Raw genomic sequence first — 19,024 nt, 5'->3', positions numbered from 1 at the left:
TATGCTGTTTTATGTGCTAAGCAATTTTACAAATGCGGAAATCGAAAGTCTGGTTGAAAAGTTGCAGGCAGAGCAGGAGAAGTTTATGAGCGTTAATAAACTTTATATTGCGGTCAGTAAAACCGATTGTAATATAAAGTCACTGTCAAAAACATATCAGATTGTGCTTAAGATGCTCAAACTTTCTCAACGCAGAAATATCAGTCCGATGTTTTATGAAAAACTTGAAATCAAAAAACTCATTCTTGCCGTAGACGATAATTCGCTGCTTGAGAGCATATACAATGAAAACCTCAGGAAACTTGAGATTTACGACAGAGATAACGGAACAGATTATCTGAATTTTTTACGGTTGTATCTTAAGTATGACGGCAGTGTGCAGAAGGTGGCGGAAGAAACATTTGTGCACCGCAATACAATAAATTATCAGCTTGCTAAAATCAAAAAAATCCTCGGCAATAACCTTAAGACCTTTGAGGAACGCTTTAAACTCATTTTGGCTTTTGAGATAAAAGATGTGCTGTAATTTTATAAATTATTTTGTTGTCATAAAATACAAAGCTGACATTGCAATGCAAATTAGCAATGTCAGCTTTGTTTATTTTAATTGTGATTATATATGCAATGATCTTAATACGGGAAATCCCTTCTTTAGTGCGTTCCAGAGTAATATCAGCGCCGAGCAGGCGAGAATATCAACTATTGTCATAATCCACCAACAATAGCTTATACTTTGCAGTACAGGAGTATTGCTCCAAATTTGGTTTGAATAACTGTTTACTGCGTAATTTAAAGCCATAATAATTATGGTGTTTTTGCCTAAGAATGCTAAAAATTTAAAATTATTCACATATTTATAGCAAATAAAAAGTATGGCAACAGAAACTGTAATTGAACCCGTAAATGTAAGGAAAGTGTTGTTAAGTGTATTGTTGCAGAGGTCAACTCTTGGGTTTGTTACTATGCATAATGCACCGAGAGCTATCATAGAAAATATAAAAGATATACCGTGGGTGATATTTTTCAGCAGATTTGATTCTTTGATTTTAAGTCCTATGAACATAAATGTCATACCGATTAGAGCAACATTGATGTGCCAAGGTAATTGAATATTTATAAATAAGTACAAGATATAGTCAAGTGTTACAGACAATATACAGATAACTGTCTGTACGGCTGTGTTGTTTATTTTATTGAGAAAATAAAAGCAAATACAACAAATGAATATACACGGCAAAAACCATAACGGAGTGCAGTTAGGCATTTTGTCTATTGCGCCCCAAGAGTAAAATATCCATTGCAAATGATTCATTGTTGAGTCAAATAATTCCTGACCTTTCAGACCTTTAATTTGTTCAATCGGTATATTTATGAGTAAATTGAAAAAAGCCAAAATAAAGTAAGGCACTATGTAAGCTTTAAATTTGGATACTGTGAATTTTTTGAAACCGAGTTCGGACCATTTTGTTTTATTATATAAAAATCCGGAAAGTATAAAGAAGAATGGCATATGAAAGCCGAAAATTGCTTTCACAAGCGGGTCAGGTGCATTTGCGTGACCTATCAGCATTAAAATAATTACAAATCCCCTTGCCACATCTATATAAGCCAATCGTTCGGTTTTGCTGTTTTCCATCATATTTCCCCACACATTTTCATATTTTTAATTTTACATAACTACTATTATACCTCTGATTTTTCATTTTTCAAGTTTGTAATAATATTTTGGCTTTTCTGATATGATTATTGAGATAGAAAAAGAAAATATTAGTATAAATGTCTTTTAATATTAAATTATTATGATATAATTATTAAAAAATAAAGATTAATATTTTGCAAGGTGGTGCTTTTATGAAAGAAACATACGAAGAGAAAATAAACAGACGATTAGGTGTAAAGCAGAGAATCATTGCGGTTGCTTCGGGCAGAGAAAAGGCTGACCTTGTACTGAAAAACGCAATGTATCTCAATGTCTTTTCAAATGAATTTTTGCAGGGCGACATAGCTGTAGCAAACGGTCTTATAGCCGGTATCGGAGAGTATGAGGGAGAAAACGAAATCGATGTAAACGGCAAACTTGTCTTACCCGGTTTTATAGATGCACACATTCACCTTGAAAGCTCAATGGTAACTCCGAGTGAGTTTGCAAAAGCGGTTGTTTCTCACGGAACAACAACCGTTATTACCGATCCCCACGAAATAGCAAATGTAATGGGAACTGACGGTATTGAATATATGATACAAAGCTCGCAGAACCTGCCTGTTGATGTGCATTTTATGTTGCCGTCCTGTGTACCTGCTACCGAGTTTGACGAGAGCGGTGCAGAGCTTGGCTACAAGGATATTGATTCGTATTTTGAGCATAAAAAAGTCCTCGGTCTTGCCGAGATGATGAACTATGTCGGAGTGATAAACGGTGACAATGATGTGGTTTCAAAAATAGTTGCCTCGCAGGCTCACCATAAAAAGATAGACGGACACGCTCCCGAACTTTCGGGAAACGACCTTAACGCTTACATAGCCGCAGGTGTTTACTCCGACCACGAATGTTCAACATTTGAAAATGCACTTGAAAAGCTTAGAAAAGGTCAGTTTATTATGATAAGAGAGGGTACTGCCGCTCACAATTTAAAGGCGCTTATGCCGTTGCTGAATCAGCAATATTATGCACGCTGTATGTTTGCCACTGATGACAAACATCCGAGTGATTTGCTGTATGGAGGACATATTGATTACATAGTAAAACAGGCGCTGAAAAACGGAGCAGACCCGATAATCACATTAAAAGCAGCAACTCACCATGCCGCAAGATATTTTGCGCTTAACAATAAGGGAGCAATTGCACCCGGTTATCTTGCCGATATGGTTGTTGTAGACAATTTGACGGATTTTAATGTGGAAACTGTTTTCAAGCGTGGTAAAGTGATTTTTGACGGTGAGGTAAAGAAGTTTGAAATCCCTGCCGCAGATGACAGGCTTATCGAAAAATGTCATAACACATTCTGCCTAAACGAAGTTATGCCAGACAGTTTTAAAGTTGACGGAAAACTCGGTCTTATCGGACTTGTCAGCGGAGAACTTCTCACGCATAATCTCGGAACAGCCGATAAAATTGATGTGGAAAGCGATATTTTAAAAATCGCCTGCATTGAGCGCCATAAAAATACGAACCACATCGGTGTCGGCTATGTAAAGGGATATTCTTTAAAATCGGGAGCGGTTGCAACTTCCGTTGCGCACGACTCACATAATATTATTGCGGTAGGCTGTACCGACAGTGATATATCCGTTGCCGTTAATGCGGTCAGAAACAGCAAAGGCGGTATAGCGGTTGTCGATAACGGAAAAATTAAGGCATTGCTTGAACTCCCGGTTGCAGGACTTATGTCGGAAGAACCTTTAGAAAAGGTAAACGAAAAACTCGAAAAAGCCAAAACCGAGGCATACCGCCTCGGTGCGGACAAAGGCATAGACCCGTTTATGACGCTGTCATTTTTAAGCCTGCCTGTAATCCCGTCACTGCGAATAACCACAAAAGGTGTATTTGATGTTGAAAAATGCGAGTTTGTGGAGAAAAATAAAATTTAATTATAAATTAAACAACAGCTCTCCTGTCACGGTAATAATGATAGGGGAGCTGTATTGTGTAATATATCAGAAGTTTTTATTTACCGATAACCTCTCTGTAAAAATCTATAAATGCGTTCAGGGCAGGGGAGCACCATTTGTTTTTGTGTATTAATAATTGAGTCCATACAGAAACATCACAATCAGCAATCGGCAGATGTTTAATATATCCGTTGCGGTATGCGTCTTCCGTAATAAAATCAGGTAGAAAGGAAATCATTTTGCTGTTTTCTATGAGTGAGCAGATTTGCAGAGGATTGCCGATTTCAAGAATCGGGAGAATTTCCAACGATTGCGTGGCAAGCTCATGATTCAGAAGTTTTCGGTAGCTCATATTGCTTTCTGTAAGCACAAAATTTTCGGAGCATATTTCTTTTAACAATAGTTCGTTTCGCTGTAAAAGCGGATGATCTGCGGCGGCTATAAAGTGGACTTCCTCTTTATGTTCGGCACAGATAATAAACTCCGAATCGTAAATATGGCTGTCCAAAGTAAATATTAAGTCAACTTCGTTTTTCCTTAGCATATCAAACATTTGCTCTGTACCGCTCTCCAATACAACCAAATGAATATCGGGAAACTGTTTGCGAAATTTCAGAAAATCATCTTTAAAATAACGATTACATACCGAACTTGACATTGCAAGTCTGATATTTCCTTTTATTATTTCGGGAGTTTTAAGTCCTTCAAGCATTTTTTCGTGAGATTCGAGTATATTTCTTGCGTGCTGCAAAACGATCAGCCCGTCCTCTGTAAGGTTTATTCTGTGATAAAACCTGTCAAAAAGAACAGTGTCAAGCTCATTTTCCAATTGCTTTATTTGTGAAGAAACCGTAGATTGTGTATAACCGAGTTTATCGGCAGCCGCTGAAAAACCCGAGTATTCGCATACGGCAACAAAAGTTTTTAATACATTGGTATCCATATTATTTATCCTTTATAAACGATATTTTCGTTATTATAACATAATATTATCAATTTTACAAATAATACAATTTTTGCTATACTATAAATTATATTGTGTTTAATTTTAAAGGAGATTTACTATAATGAAGCGTGAACAACTTGGAAGCAGACTTGGCTTTATTATGCTTTCGGCAGGGTGTGCAATCGGATGCGGAAATGTTTGGAAATTTCCGTGGATGTGCGGGCAAAACGGCGGCGGAAGTTTTATGCTGGTATATATAATTTGCTTAATTGTACTCGGTATTCCGTCTTTGATTATGGAATTTGCCGTCGGAAGAGCGGCGCAGACAAGTCCTATTCATATGTATAAAAAATTAGAAAAGCCGGGGCAGAAATGGGGCGGATTCGGTTGGGTTTGCCTTTTGGGCAACCTTGCGCTGATGGCGTTTTACACAGTTGTGTGCGGATGGATTATCTACTATTTTGTCAATTTTCTTATAGGGAATAATGCCGACCTCGGCTTTAATTCTATGATTTCTCAGCCGTCTGTAAATGTTATTTTTCTGCTGGTTACGGTAGTTATTGCTTTTGTAATTCTTTCGTTCAATATTCAGAACGGACTTGAAAAAGTAACAAAATATATGATGTGCGCATTGCTTGTGCTGATGGTAGTTTTGGCGGTAAACAGTCTGTTGCTGAAAGGCGCAGGAGAGGGAATGTCGTTTTACCTCAAACCCGATTTTTCAAAGATTGACGGCTCGGTTATAGTGGCGGCAATGAATCAGGCATTCTTTACATTGTCAACAGGTATGGGCGGAATGGCTATTTTCGGAAGTTACATAGGCAAAGACCATTCCCTTATGGGCGAGGCTGTTAATATAATTTCTTTGGATACTCTTGTTGCCATTCTTGCAGGTGTAATAATTTTCCCTGCATGCTTTACTTATGGTGTTGAAGTAAATTCAGGCCCGAGCCTTTTATTTGACACTATGGCAACTGTGTTTAATAATATGGCAGGCGGCCGCATATGGGGAACTCTCTTTTTCCTGTTTATGGTTTTTGCAGCTTTGTCAACCGTTCTCGGTGTGTGTGAAAATATCCTTGCAATGATTAGAGATTTAACGGGTTGGTCACGCCGCAAAGGAAGTTTGATTTGTGGAATTGTTGTATTTGTCCTTGCACTTACAACGGCGCTCGGTTTTAGTGTGCTTCATTTTCAACCGTTTTCCGAAGGAACAACATGGCTTGATTTCTGGGATTTCATAGTATCTACAAATATTCTTCCGCTGGGTTCGCTTGTTCTTGCTCTTTTCTGTTGCAATAAATTCGGCTGGGGCTGGGATAACTTTATCAAAGAGGCCAACGAGGGCAAAGGACTTAAGATTAAGTCGTGGATGAAACCGATTTTTAAATATGTTGTACCTCTGTTTATAGGATTTATTTATGTTTACGGTTTGATAACTTTCAATTGGAGATAAGCTGCGAAAAATTTACACTTTTTGTCGGTTTGACAAAAGAATAGCGTATAAATTATAATATCAAATATATCAAAGTTTATCGGTGATGATTTGATGTATAATCCGCAAATTGAAACTTTTATAAGAGCAACAGACGCAGGCAGTTTTAATAAAGCGGCGGAAGAAGCAGTTAAAACTAAAAAGCAGTTATAACCTTTAAGTATATACAGATGAACAAAAACAAGACTTCTCATGAGGTCTTGTTTTTCTTATAATATAAACAGAAAAAATATTTGGAAATGTAGCTATGAATGAGCCGACCCCAAAAAGTTAGACTAAGAATCTAACATTATTTTTAAGACAAAAGTCAATAAATCCGTTGACTTCATTTCCTGTAATTATCGCAGAAAAAGAGAGAGTATAAAATTTAAATTTTCCCGATCTGTGTCCGTTATCTATATAAACTATGTTTTTCGGCACACTATACGATAAGTTGAGTTTTATATTGTCTTTGTATATTTCTCCGTTTTTTGCTGTGAGTGTTATTATTGTTGGTTTGGCGGATTCTTTTCTGATTTTTTTCGACCTTTTTACCGACCATATTCCCATAGGTATTACACTTATAAATTCAAGTAGAAACGGTATCACAAGAATATATAAATCAAATACGCACATCAAAATAAATGTGGCAAAAATTAAAACTGCCCATGACAATGCAGGCACTGCCTGTCGAAAAGTATCTTTGCCGCTTAGAAATTGAGGTGTAACTGTTACTTGATACATTCTTTACCTTCCTGAAAATTATTGTATATTTTAATTTTTTTGCAATAAATACATTGTACCTTATGATACAAGCTTGTTTTCTTCCGTATTATGATATTTAAAACTGTATTTTTCCTAATAGTGCTTAGATTTTTTGTTATCGTCATAGTAGTTGCCTTATATTGCGGTATGCATAAAACCTTAAATGTGTGGCGTTGCGGAGTTTTTATGGCTTTTGAAATATATATGTTTTCATATTATTTAATTCAAGGTTACAACCTGAACGAAATTTTGTGTTGGATATGTTTCCATAAGATATAGCCGGGTATTTACATTAGTTGTGCGTATAATTTAAACTGCTGCAAAAGTCAGCAAACAAGCCGCATTATAGATTGTTTGATTATTTCCTTGACATCAATACTATGGTTTCAATATGGCTCGGTTGTTCAACGAAAAACATACTCACCCCCTATTGTACACGGGAATGGCGGAACGCACCTTTTCCCTTGAAATCCAGTGGTTCGAGCCTGTGATAACCTTGAATTGCTCTATCATTTGTATAGGCAAACAGGGAAAGCTCTATTCCTTAAACTTCATTTTTCATGTCATCCCTACAAACTGGAATTTATATTGCAATCATTTTTTCTTTAATTCTAGAATATTCTTCTCGATCTGCTGTATAACCCCCCTGAAATCATCATCCGTTTTTCCTGTCGGATCTTCAAGTTTCCAGTTGTCATCAAACGCTCTGCCAATAAATGGACAACCTACATCACAACCCATGGAGATGGAGATGTCTGGCTCCGGGATGCTTGATATCAGCTTAGAATACTGCTTTTTCTCCATGTCGATGCCGTAAAGCTCCTTCATGAGACGGACGGCATTCTGATTGATCTGGGGCGCAGCAAGTATGATGGAATCCTTCAGGAAATCAATGCCCGTATGATTCTGTATAATTTCTGTGAATTAGTGACTTCTCACGCTGTGGTAAAAACATCTAAAAATACCAAACACATCTATAAAATTAATTTCGCCATCACAGTAAACATATGCAGGGCATATCTCAAACACGGTGGTAACGAAACAGAGACCATGCTTCTCATACAAAAGTATCTGACACCTGTCAGGTACAATCGAAATTATCCTATCCACCTCCGTCCAAAGAGAAATAGGGATTTCATGTATCGGGTTGCATAAATCTCGTTACCATTATACTCCATTATGAGGCAGATATGCAATCTGTCTTTTTGTCATACCCCAAAAAATGATTTGAACTCATCATACACCTGCTTTCTACACATTAGTGCACCTAAAAAATACAGCATTTCTTAACTGAACAGTATTTTCAATGCATGACCGCATATGATATACTGCTTTCATCATAAAAAACCTTATCTAGAAACCGTAATAATTCTATTCAAATTTTCTTTCTGATTCACTTCGCTCTGCATGTACGGTCACATCACTTTCCTTTTTTTTAGACATAAACCAATAAAATATAACACAAAATGCTAAAGCAAACACAACACCAAAAACATTTTGAATCACTCTAAGACTAACCGCTCCTTGTAGTCCATATGTCTCTGCAGCAATGGCTAAAGCACCAAATGTGTTAAATACTGCCTGCCAGCCATATTGTGCTGAAAATCCTACACCGATTCCACCAAGAATTCCTATATATGCATAGATTGACGAAGGAAGCAGAAAATATAATACTGTAAAACATATAACACCTGCAATATTTCCGACAATCCTTTTACGGACTCTGTAGTGCATATCTTCCATAGACGGCAAAATCACGGACATGGCCGCAATACCAGCCCACATTGCACGTGGCATATTACAAAGTTCTGCAATGCAAAGGACAATCGGTACGCATAAAATCTGACATATCTGCCATTTTGTTCTGGAAGAAGTGATATCAAATTCTTGTATCAGATCTTTCAGATTACTTTTATAAGTTCTGTTTTTATGATTTCGATAAAATACGAAGCAGGTAAGTGCTGCACCTAAAGCCATTCCGACTAATCGCATCTGATAGCTTTTTCCCGTAACATCATAACCATATAGCAGCAGATACCCAAGAACCAATGTAGATTGATTAAACATGAATGGATTATGGCATCCGAACAGAATCAACACAGCCAGTGCCGCAATATTTAACAGCATTCCCAATACCGGTGAAAACTGATTTGCTAAATGCGGACATACAGTCATAATTACAAAGAACAAAGCCAAAAGCATCGTAGATTGTCCGGTGTGGATCCCCAGATCCGCATTTCTAAACACCATGAGACATAATAAGACTACTACACCTACAATGCTGTTCTCATTTCCAAATAGGATGCTGAAAATACTAACAAAGAAAAAACAAAATGCCATTGTAACAGCTATCTTCACCAGATATACCCACATATGATATAATTTTTCTTTTAGTGTTTTACTCTTTTTCAACAGGTTTTTAGAACCTGCCTGATTTAACTGCAACTCCTGATAAAATGTCATATAAATCCTCCCATCTTCTAATTTATCTTAAAACTATATAATCTCATCTTTCTGCTTTGGCAGCTCTATAACAAATCTGCATCCACCATATTCACGGTTTTCTGCTTTGATTGTTCCTCCGGCACTATCTACAATCCGTTTTACAAGTGCAAGACCTAGGCCATTTCCTTCTGCTTTATGAGATCCATCTACCTGATAGAACTTGTCAAATATTCTGGATTTTACATCATCCTCTATTCCTGGTCCTTCATCTTCCAGAATGAATTTAACAGAATCCTGTTCTTGTTTTAGAAACATCGTAATTGTCCCCTTTGAAGGGCTGAACTTAATCGCATTATCCAAAAGATTTATCCAGATATGCATAAAAAGTCCTTCATTCCCAGTATATTTAACTTCCTCCAATTCTACCTGAAAACCAATTTCTTTTTCTGTCCATTTTGTTTCCAATGAAAGAAATGCCTGGCGGATCTGTTCATCCAGACGATATTCTGTTTTTTTCATTGGTATATTCTGATTCTCTAACTTGGATAACAGCAAAATATTACCAACCAATCCGGAAAGTCTTTGGGTGTTAAATAAGATTTTTTCTACATATTTCTCTTGATCCGGAGACAGTTCTTCTCCCTGAAGCAGCATTGTATATCCTTCAATGGCATTAATCGGGGTTTTAAACTCATGAGAAACATCAGATACAAAATTCATCTGCAGCACCTCTGTTGCACGAAGTTCTTTTGTCATAACGTTAAAACTTTGATAAGATTCTCCAACTTCTGCTATACGGCTGTTCGTTTCCAAATGCTGTTCAAAATCTCCCTGAGAAACTTCCTTCATTGCTTTACTAAGTCTGGTAATTGGTTCCAGTAACTTTGCATTAATAAAGGAAGTGATCAGCCCTGCAATCAATGTATTGAAAATCAAAAGCCAGCCAAGCACAGGTATGCTGCCCGGCAGATAAAAAAAATGATTCAAAAAAGCAAATAATAAAGCAGATATGACTGTTGAAAATACAAGTGCCAGCCAGATTGCACCGGTCAGACAGGATCGGATCCGCAATCCTTTTTCTTTCTTTTGTTCCATTATTTTTTCACCACCTTGTATCCAATTCCACGCATTGTTACGATTTCAAAATCAGGGTTATCTTTAAAACGCTCTCTGATTCTTCCTATATGTACCTCTATCGTATGTGGGTCTGCCTCCGTCTCGTATCCCCATACTTCATCCATCAACTGTTGTTTTGTAAATGTTCTGCCTGGCGAAGCTGCAAGCTTATATAAAAGCAGGAATTCTTTTTTAGGCAAAACAAGACTTTCCTTATCAGTTGTAACCGTCATTGCATCATAATCAAACTCTGTTGAACCGATCACAATTTTGTGTTCATTCAGTATCTGTGCACGGCGAAGCAGTGCTCCGACTCTTAAAACCATTTCATTCACATTTACCGGTTTTACCATATAATCGTCACTTCCCGAAAGAAATCCCTGGCGCATATCATCAAAGGAACCTTTCGCAGTGATCATAAGCACTGGTATCTGATATCCTGCTGAGCGAAGTTCTGACACCAGTTCATAGCCATCCATAACCGGCATCATAATATCAGAAATGATCAGATCAATATATTCCTTATCCAATACTTCTAATGCCTGTGCTCCATCCGATGCACTTTTGACTTGATATCCATTCTTCTCAAGCACTTTTTGGAATAGCTGGCTTAATTCTTTATCATCTTCTACAATTAATATTTGAAACACGATCTTCTTCCTCCTTTATCAGAACATATATCTTGCCCATCCAAGCAGATGCTGTACCAAAAGTACGTTTCTCTGACGCTTCTTTGTCAATTCAATTGGCTCTACATGATATGGATCACGATAGGTTCCATCTTCCAATACCTGGCGGGACACTCTTTCATATCAATCCAGCTCTTCATTCCATCTACTAACAGACGAATATGTACGCCTCTGTCTGCCGCATCATGCAGTGCTCCTAAAATCAATTTTCCACTTTCATCGGATTGAAATGCAAAAGTAGAAAGAATAATTTCCTTTTTTGCATTCTTGATCAAACGCACTCTTTGTAAAAGTGCTTCTGGATTCTTTTCTATGATTACTGCCAGTTCTGTATTTTCACTTCATTCGTTCCATGACCCATTTTTTGTTTCTTTTTTGGTTGTATTGGACACTTCCGGCTGCTTTTTATATGCAACGCAGATTCCGAGCAATTCATAAAAAGCCACACATAAAAAAATTGCCAGTATAACAAGAAGGATTTTATATATTAAGGATTTTACATATTTTATACTTTTTCATTGTACATCACCTGATTCCTTTTTATTTCATACTTATACAATACAAAGTCAATCTCAATTTAACCTCAACAAAATTTATTTTTATTCTAATATATGAAGGAGCTTTTCTTACTCCGTTGTATTAATCACTATTTTATTTCTTCCATAAGCTGTCGGATTTTTCTCAATGTACACTGTGTAACTGCCAGGTCATCTTCTTGTATATTCGATATGATTTTTTCATAAGCTTCTATCATTTTTTCTTTCTGACAATTACTTAATTCAATTGCCTTGTTCGTCAAAACCAGGTATGTTCTTTCTTTTTTTTCATCTAATTTCCAGATAATATATCCTTTATTTTCAAGACTTTTTACCATCTTAGATGTTTCTGGAATCGATAATTTCATGTATTCTGCCACTTCTGAAAGATATACTCCTTCATGACAGTCTGATTTTTCAACACATTCCTTTATACTATAAAGGAACAAATAATCTGTTCTTTCAATAAATTCAAATATGCTTTCAACATTGACGCTCTTTAAAAAAAACTCCTCTGCACTGGTTCCTGCTCCCATATTATCGTTCCTCTCTTTCTATATATTCTTTTTTGCTGACTAGACTCTTATATGCCGGTCGAATGATCTTATCTGTAGTTATCAATTCTTCCAGGCGATGTGCACTCCAACCAGCAATTCTTGCTATCGCAAATAATGGCGTGTACAATTCTCTTGGAATATTCAACATATCATACACAAAACCACTATAGAAATCTATATTAGGACTTACTCCTTTGAATATCTGACGCTGCTTTGCAATCAACTTAGGTGCAATCTTCTCAATATTGTTATAAAGGGCCATATCTTTCTCACGTCCTTTATCCCTTGCGAGTTGTTCTACAAAGCCTTTGAACACCCTTTCTCTCGGATCTGAAATAGAATACACAGCATGTCCCATTCCATAAATAAGTCCTTTCTGATCAAACGCCTCTTTCTTCAAAATCTTACTCAGATATGATGTAATTTCCTCTTCGTCTTCATAATCTTTCACATGACTTTTAATATCATCCATCATATTCATTACCATCAGATTTGCACCGCCATGTTTTTTTCCTTTTAAGGATGACATTGCTGCTGAAATAACAGAATAAGTATCTGAACCTGAAGATGTTACTACCCGTGTAGTAAATGTAGAATTGTTACCACCACCATGTTCCATATGTAACAATAATGCTATATCCAGTACTCTTGCTTCCAGTTCTGTGAATTTTGTATCTGGTCTTAATAGGCGCAGGAAATTTTCAGCAATAGATAAATCTTTTTCAGGTCTATGAATATACATACTTTCGTTTTTTTCATAATGACAATAAGCATGGTATGCATATACTGCTAACATAGGAAATACTGCGATCAACTGCATACTCTGCCTTAGCACATTCGGAATTTCAAGACTTTCTTTCTCCTTATCGTAAGAGCCCAATGTAAGAATACTTCGAGTCATAGAACCCATAATATCTGATGTAGGTGCTTTCATAATGACATCTCTGGTAAAGTTAGTCGGTAGTTCCATACAATCAGATAGTCTTCCCTGAAATTCCATTAACTGTGTATCAGTTGGCAATTCTCCGAATAAAAGAAGATATGCTCCTTCTTCAAAGACAAACCTTTTTCCTTTACCTCCTGTTACTAAATCTTTTATATTATAACCACGATAAGATAACTCGCCATCACATGGGCTCTTTACTCCATCACGATATTCAAAAGCTTTTATATCAGAAATATTTGTAAGCCCCGTCAACACACCTTGGCCTTTTTCATCTCGTAAGCCTCTTTTTACACCATACTCTGAATACAGATTCTTACTAATGCTATCATTTTGTTCACAAAAAATTGCTTGCTGTTTCATATAATTTTCCAAATTGCTCATTTGAATCGCTCCTTTCATTCTGTTACGAACTTACATACTATACTCAGATATTCTTGTTTCCAGAGTATTCAGCATTGTCTGTTCTTTTTCTTATTCTTATTCATTAGCAATACAATACAATGGAAAACTCAATTTAACCTCAACAAGGTTTGTTTTTTTCATCCATGCAAAATCTTCTTTGTACAACAGACTGTTAGATATAGCAAAAACGGCCTTCCAAAAACAGTTAACTTCTAAATCAACTGTTTTTTAAAATGTCGTTTCATCAGACTCTTATAGCAATCCAGCAAATAATCTCATAAATAATTGTCCCAGTCGCAAATATGCACTTCGTTCGGTTTGATATTGGTCTGTCACATCACGACATTCTCCCATCGTTCTTATCAGATCATTTTTTATTTCCACAACTGTCTGACGACTTACAAAAACTTTTTCTGCAAGCTCATCCTGCGACATTCCCTTTTGAGTACGAAGTTCAAGTATAACCTGTTTTGTATCCACTATGCAGTACCTTCCTTACACCTTTATTATAGTCTCACGCATTATCTCAAACAAGCAACTCGCAGTTGCTGTCCTTATTACTTGGCTTTTTCGTTCACGGCTACCCAAATTTCACAACGATAGTTTGGGGCGGTTGTATCCGCAGACGGATAAACTTCAAACTCCACGCCCTTGGCATATTCATGCTGCGAGCTTTGCGGGAAGATTCTGCCGTTTCTTGACATCATATGCTTTGGAGTGTTAGATTTCCTGTCCTTTGTTTTCTTTTTCCTGCATACCCTCATCGGCTTGTGCAATCATCTGTCTGTACTGTTCTTTTACACTTTCCGGTGCAAGTATCTGTACCTTGCCATTAAAGCCAAACACCCAACCGAAAAAGGTTGGACTGGCTGATACTTCGGTCTGTACTCTGAAAGACGTAATATCATACGCAAGGTTGTCACATCTTCTCCGAAGCGGTCAACCATTGTTTTCATCAGGGTGTTATCACACCGTAAATCTTCAAGAACTTTCTCGCCTGAGAACATAGAGAATACTTCTTTTGTAAAATTCTCTTCTCAAAGGGCAAGTTGGCAAACTGGAAGTTGTATCATCATTTATCTTTATCTTTTTTTGAAAAAATAAGACTGCCAGATATACCAAAAGATATACCCAGACATATTCCGATTCCAATTCCAGCCATGCTATTTAAGACATTTATAAAAACAACGCTCCAAAGTATTGCTGCGATTATTCCGATAGTGACTCCTATAATTATCCTTTTGTTGTTCATCAGCTTTATCCTCCATAAATTCCGATTTATCTAATTTCTATTAACATCTATTTCACTGTTCATGAACCCCTCAAAACGGTCGAATTGCAGGATTGCCTGTCAGCTTTTTGTCCTATAAAATTCTCTCCAAACACACTGACATCTAATCCACTCACTCAATTTGCATTATCTAATCCGAGGCTACAACCTAACCGAAATTTTGCGGTGGATATGTTTCCGTAAGATATACCCGAGTGCTTTTGATGGTTAAATATATAATTCTAAATTTAGAAAAAGCCATCAAACAAGCCAAATTTTATATTGCTTAATTATTTTCTTGACATCAATACTACCGTCTCGATGTGGCTCGGTTGTTCAACGAAAAACATACTCACCCCCTATTGTACACGGGAATGGCGGAACGCACCTTTTCCCTTGAAATCCAGTGGTTCGAGCCTGTGATAACCTTGAATTGCTCTATCATTTGTATAGGCAAACAGGGAAAGCTCTATTCCTTAAACTTCATTTTTCATGTCATCCCTACAAACTGGAATTTAGCACTTCCATACCATTGTAAATTCCTTTTCTCCCGTATTATCATCTACACATTCAGATTGGATACTAAATTCTTCTCGCAGATAAAATTGAATTGCTCTCTCATTTTTTTGATAAACGTTCAATTTTAGAGTGGACTTGATTTTCTTCACCTGATCCAATAACTGTTTTCCGGTTCCCTTTGACTGTGCTACATCTTTTATAAAGATTCCTTCAATATAGTCGTTATTTAATCCAATAAATCCATCTATCTGATTTGCATTGTCAACTTCATGCACATATATTTCTGCAAGTGGAATACCTCAAATTAAGTTTGGAAAAAGCTGATTAATGCTAAGCATTCGTTTCGCCGTTTTGAGCAACGCTCGAAAATACGTCACTGAGAGGACTGTGAACAAACGACAGAAACGATTTATTCAGCGTTTCCTTTGTTTATATGAAATTGCAATATAACTGCATATAGAAATCAGGAAACTTATACAGTACAAAACAACCGCTCCAAAACTAAACAATATTTCTCCCAAATAAGTTAGTCCTGGCATAAATCCATATCCAGGAAGATTATTAAAGTAAATCATCAGTCCTATGGATATAAGCAGCGGAATTAGTTCTGACGAAAACAATATCCGCCAAAGTTTTTTTGTTTTCTTGCGAATGGTTATCACAAATAATATTATTTGAAATGTAAAAATTACTATATATGTAATCAGTAAGAACAGTGCCATTACTATTTTCCTCCGTAAATTCCGATTTGTCAATTTCATTAAATATGAAATTTGTCTCTCTATCGTGGATTCAGATATGTAATCGGATTCTGTGCCGACTGATTCAACTTCAATCCGGCTATCGACTTTCCAATGTAGAATGTTTCATTCTCATCCAACGGAAATCCCTGCTCATATCTTTCATTCACGAAGAACACTCTGTTTTTAGTGCCTTTTCCAATATAGAAAATTTGCTTACTGCGTGGATCTATGAGTCCATACACATAATGATCTCCGAGTGAAAGAAGACTCTTCTCTGAAAATCTATCCATTCGTTTCTCCTAGTGTGCTGTCTGCATTCCCTTATTTGTATCCAAATCAAAGCCAACCTGCCAAAACAGCACAGCCTGACCAATACGCACAAACCACACCGTTAAGCCACCTATCCCGATTTACTCCTCTTTCCTTGACATCACCACCACGCACTCAATATGCGCTGTATGTGGGAACATATCTACGGGTTGGATTTTTTGGATTTTATATGTGCTGTTCTTATCTATGTATGCCAAATCTCTTGCTAAGGTTTCGGGGTTGCAGGAGATGTATACTACTGTTTTTGGTGACATTTTTATAAGGGAAGAGAGGAATTTTTCGTCACTGCCTGCTCTCGGCGGGTCCATAAATACTACATCGGGCTTTTCGCTTTCTTCTGCGACTGCCTCCATAAATTCGCCTGCATCGCCCTGATAAAATCTTATATTCTTCAAATTGTTTGCTCTTGCGTTCTGCACCGCATCCTTGACTGCGTCTTTGTTAAGTTCAACGCCTATAACTTCGCCTGCACCGTGCTTTGCGGCAACAATTCCGATTGTGCCGATTCCGCAGTAGGTGTCAAGCACTGTTTCTTTGCCTTTCAGATTTGCAAATTCAATTGCCTTGTTGTAAAGCACCTCGGTCTGCACAGGGTTAATCTGATAAAAACTCTTTGGTGAAATTCTGAATTTACATCCGCACAAAATATCTTCAATGTATCCTTTGCCGTACAGTACCTTTTGCACATCGCCGAGAACAAGGTTTGTTCTGTACGGATTTATATTTTGAACAACTGTTTTGATTTCGGGAAACTGTTTGGTAATCGCTTTTACGAAATTATTTTTTGACGGAAAAACAGGAGTGCCTGTTACCAAAACAAGCATTACTTCGTTTGTTGCAAAGCCTCTTTTTACAAGTATATGTCTTAAAAAACCTCTCTGCTTGTCCTCGTCATAGGTTGTGAGCTTGAAAGATTTAAGCATTTTTCGTACGGCAACTATGATTTTATCCGCCGTTACATCTTCTGTCATACATTCGTCAATGCCGACGATGTGGTGAGTTCCCGATTGGTAGACACCCGAAATTATTTTACCGTTTTTATCTGTCCTGAACGCTGCCTGAACCTTGTTGCGGTAATGATAGGGTGTGTTCATACCGATTATTTTATCTGCCTTGCAAAATTTTGAGAGCAGTTTTTCAACTTTTTTCTGTTTAAAGCTAAGTTGATCGGTGTAGGTGAGATTCTGCAACTGACATCCGCCGCATTTTTTATATACGGGGCAGCTGCCTCTTTTTATGTTTTCTTTTGTATTGCTCATAATTTATTCTCCGTATCAATATCTGAAAAGAGCCAAGGCTTTGGGTGCTTGGCTCTTTATTTTGTATGTATTATTCTTCTTTTTCTTTTTCGTCTGTTGCTTTTTCTTCGTTTGTATTTTCGTCAACAAGTCTTTTTACAACAACACGAATAATTCTCTGATTTGCCACTTCCATAATCGTAAAGCGGAAACCGCCTGCCTCTACGCTTTCACGCTTATTCGGAATACTGCCTGCATTTTCAAGAATGTATCCGCCGACGGTTATGCTGTCACTGTCAATGTAATCTTCGTCAAGATCGAACAGCGCAAGCATATCGTCAAGCTCGAGGTCGCCGTTTACAAGAAATTCATTCTTGCCGATTTTGTAGTAGTTGTGTTCAATTTCTTCGTCCTCGTCCCATATGTCGCCGACGATTTCTTCAAGCAGATCTTCCATTGTGAGAATACCGAGAGTTCCGCCGTATTCGTCGGTAACGATTGCAAGGTGAACTTTTATTCTCTTGAAAGTGCTGAGAATTTTTGAGAGAGGTTGAGTTCTGAATACAAAGTACGGCGGCTGCATTATGTCACGCACATCCGGTGCGATGCCGTCCGCAAGTTTTTCGAGATAATCTCTTGTGTGAAGTACGCCGACAATGTTGTCAACGGTATCTTTATATACAGGAATTCTTGAGTATCTGTTTTCAATAATTAAATTCTTAATTTTCTCCGGCGAATCGTCCACGCTTATGAATGTAACATCAACTCGAGGTGTGATGACTTCTTCGGCGGTTTTTTCGTCAAAGTCAAGTGCAAGGCGAACCATCTCGCTTTCGCTTTCTTCAAGCACGCCTTCTTCTTCAATGCTTTCTACTATATATTTAAGCTCATTTTCGGTAACGCTCGGTGCATCCTCTGTTCCGCCTGCAATCTTAAGGGCAAGGCTTTTGAATTGTACAAGGATAAACACAAGTGGGGTTAAAATGAACATCAAGAACTTTATTATGCCTGCTGTTTTAAGAGAAAAGCTGTCGCAATTTTCTTTAGCCAAACATTTAGGAAGCACCTCACCGAATGTGAGTACAAGCAAAGTAGTTGCACCCGTTGCAATAGCTGAACCGTAGTCGCCGAAAAGTGCCATACACAATACCGTTGCAAGTGATGAACAGCTAAGGTTTACTACATTGTTGCAGATAAGAATGGTGGTAAGTGCTTTGTCAAAATTTTCAATAACAAAAAGAGCGGTTGTTGCTTTTTTGTCGCCGTCTTCGGACTTCTTTTGAATACGGATTTTGTTTACAAAAGAAAATGCCGTTTCCGTTGCGGAAAAGAACGATGACAATGCAATAAGTACGAAAATTACTATCGCCATTACTATGTTTGATGCCAATTAAATTCACTCCAAAAAACATTATTACTTTTATACTACTATAATTCTT

General features: G+C 37.2%; 19 protein-coding genes and 2 pseudogenes. 3 read left to right on the top strand and 18 right to left on the bottom strand.

Annotated features, from left to right (window positions below):
* The first annotated feature begins 1 nt into the window (after position 1).
* The gene (locus KGF34_RS05660) at positions 2-526 is read left to right on the top strand and encodes a helix-turn-helix domain-containing protein (RefSeq protein WP_022234041.1); all 525 of its coding nucleotides are present in this window, start codon (positions 2-4) and stop codon (positions 524-526) included.
* An 87-nt stretch (positions 527-613) separates the two neighbouring features.
* Here KGF34_RS05660 and KGF34_RS05655 read toward each other — a convergent pair whose 3' ends face one another.
* Positions 614-1,636, bottom strand: a complete 1,023-nt coding sequence (locus KGF34_RS05655) for an acyltransferase family protein (RefSeq protein WP_252560176.1) — start codon at positions 1,634-1,636, stop codon at positions 614-616.
* Between the two features lie 215 nt (positions 1,637-1,851).
* Here KGF34_RS05655 and ade point away from each other — a divergent pair, with 215 nt between their 5' ends.
* Positions 1,852-3,588, top strand: coding sequence for an adenine deaminase (gene ade / locus KGF34_RS05650; protein WP_252560175.1), 1,737 nt, complete (start codon positions 1,852-1,854; stop codon positions 3,586-3,588).
* Between the two features lie 76 nt (positions 3,589-3,664).
* Here ade and KGF34_RS05645 read toward each other — a convergent pair whose 3' ends face one another.
* Positions 3,665-4,552 carry a LysR family transcriptional regulator gene (locus tag KGF34_RS05645; RefSeq protein WP_252560174.1) on the bottom strand — a complete coding sequence of 296 codons (888 nt, stop codon included), beginning with the start codon at positions 4,550-4,552 and terminating at the stop codon, positions 3,665-3,667.
* Positions 4,553-4,676: 124 nt separating this feature from the next.
* On the opposite strand from KGF34_RS05645, the gene KGF34_RS05640 reads away from it, so the two are divergent.
* The gene (locus KGF34_RS05640; protein ID WP_195410869.1) at positions 4,677-6,011 is read left to right on the top strand and encodes a sodium-dependent transporter; all 1,335 of its coding nucleotides are present in this window, start codon (positions 4,677-4,679) and stop codon (positions 6,009-6,011) included.
* A 309-nt stretch (positions 6,012-6,320) separates the two neighbouring features.
* Here KGF34_RS05640 and KGF34_RS05635 read toward each other — a convergent pair whose 3' ends face one another.
* The 16 genes and pseudogenes from KGF34_RS05635 to KGF34_RS05565 all read right to left on the bottom strand — a co-directional run bounded on the left by KGF34_RS05635 (position 6,321) and on the right by KGF34_RS05565 (position 18,975).
* Positions 6,321-6,773, bottom strand: a complete 453-nt coding sequence (locus KGF34_RS05635; protein WP_252560173.1) for a hypothetical protein — start codon at positions 6,771-6,773, stop codon at positions 6,321-6,323.
* Positions 6,774-7,388: 615 nt separating this feature from the next.
* Positions 7,389-7,652 (bottom strand): annotated as a pseudogene (locus KGF34_RS05630) (arsenate reductase ArsC); the annotation flags it as partial.
* A 513-nt stretch (positions 7,653-8,165) separates the two neighbouring features.
* Entirely contained in the window at positions 8,166-9,257 is a 1,092-nt protein-coding gene (locus tag KGF34_RS05625) for an FUSC family protein (RefSeq protein WP_252560172.1), read from the bottom strand.
* A gap of 33 nt (positions 9,258-9,290) precedes the next feature.
* Positions 9,291-10,334 carry a HAMP domain-containing sensor histidine kinase gene (locus KGF34_RS05620; protein WP_252560171.1) on the bottom strand — a complete coding sequence of 348 codons (1,044 nt, stop codon included), beginning with the start codon at positions 10,332-10,334 and terminating at the stop codon, positions 9,291-9,293.
* Complete coding sequence (locus KGF34_RS05615; protein WP_003698938.1) at positions 10,334-11,005, bottom strand: response regulator transcription factor; 672 nt, start codon at positions 11,003-11,005, stop codon at positions 10,334-10,336. Before KGF34_RS05615 ends, KGF34_RS05620 begins: the two co-directional genes overlap by 1 nt.
* Positions 11,006-11,160: 155 nt before the next feature.
* A pseudogene (locus tag KGF34_RS05610) lies at positions 11,161-11,532 on the bottom strand (phospholipase D-like domain-containing protein); the annotation flags it as partial.
* A gap of 158 nt (positions 11,533-11,690) precedes the next feature.
* Positions 11,691-12,116 carry a MarR family transcriptional regulator gene (locus KGF34_RS05605; RefSeq protein WP_195410865.1) on the bottom strand — a complete coding sequence of 142 codons (426 nt, stop codon included), beginning with the start codon at positions 12,114-12,116 and terminating at the stop codon, positions 11,691-11,693.
* A 1-nt stretch (position 12,117) separates the two neighbouring features.
* Entirely contained in the window at positions 12,118-13,482 is a 1,365-nt protein-coding gene (locus KGF34_RS05600; RefSeq protein WP_186935202.1) for a citrate/2-methylcitrate synthase, read from the bottom strand.
* A gap of 255 nt (positions 13,483-13,737) precedes the next feature.
* Positions 13,738-13,965 carry a helix-turn-helix domain-containing protein gene (locus KGF34_RS11740; RefSeq protein ID WP_289780776.1) on the bottom strand — a complete coding sequence of 76 codons (228 nt, stop codon included), beginning with the start codon at positions 13,963-13,965 and terminating at the stop codon, positions 13,738-13,740.
* Between the two features lie 77 nt (positions 13,966-14,042).
* The gene (locus KGF34_RS05595) at positions 14,043-14,249 is read right to left on the bottom strand and encodes a hypothetical protein (RefSeq protein ID WP_252560232.1); all 207 of its coding nucleotides are present in this window, start codon (positions 14,247-14,249) and stop codon (positions 14,043-14,045) included.
* A complete protein-coding gene (locus KGF34_RS11825) occupies positions 14,206-14,331 on the bottom strand; it encodes a hypothetical protein (protein WP_333780949.1) in 126 nt (41 codons plus the stop codon). The genes KGF34_RS05595 and KGF34_RS11825 overlap by 44 nt, the downstream gene beginning before the upstream one ends.
* Positions 14,332-14,557: 226 nt before the next feature.
* Positions 14,558-14,737: a hypothetical protein gene (locus KGF34_RS05585; RefSeq protein ID WP_022233904.1), complete on the bottom strand. Its 180-nt coding sequence runs from the start codon at positions 14,735-14,737 to the stop codon at positions 14,558-14,560.
* A gap of 533 nt (positions 14,738-15,270) precedes the next feature.
* Positions 15,271-15,549: a GNAT family N-acetyltransferase gene (locus tag KGF34_RS05580; protein WP_252560170.1), complete on the bottom strand. Its 279-nt coding sequence runs from the start codon at positions 15,547-15,549 to the stop codon at positions 15,271-15,273.
* Positions 15,550-16,055: 506 nt separating this feature from the next.
* Complete coding sequence (locus KGF34_RS05575; RefSeq protein ID WP_252560169.1) at positions 16,056-16,307, bottom strand: hypothetical protein; 252 nt, start codon at positions 16,305-16,307, stop codon at positions 16,056-16,058.
* A 120-nt stretch (positions 16,308-16,427) separates the two neighbouring features.
* Positions 16,428-17,606, bottom strand: coding sequence for a 23S rRNA (uracil(1939)-C(5))-methyltransferase RlmD (gene rlmD / locus KGF34_RS05570; protein WP_252560168.1), 1,179 nt, complete (start codon positions 17,604-17,606; stop codon positions 16,428-16,430).
* Positions 17,607-17,676: 70 nt separating this feature from the next.
* Positions 17,677-18,975, bottom strand: a complete 1,299-nt coding sequence (locus tag KGF34_RS05565) for a hemolysin family protein (protein ID WP_195410861.1) — start codon at positions 18,973-18,975, stop codon at positions 17,677-17,679.
* Between the last annotated feature and the right edge of the window lie 49 nt (positions 18,976-19,024).

Source organism: Ruminococcus sp. FMBCY1, from assembly GCF_023921805.1.
Lineage (GTDB): Bacteria > Bacillota > Clostridia > Oscillospirales > Acutalibacteraceae > Ruminococcoides > Ruminococcoides intestinale_A.
Note: the sequence above shows the minus strand (reverse complement) of the source record. Positions and strands in the feature narration are given on the sequence as shown.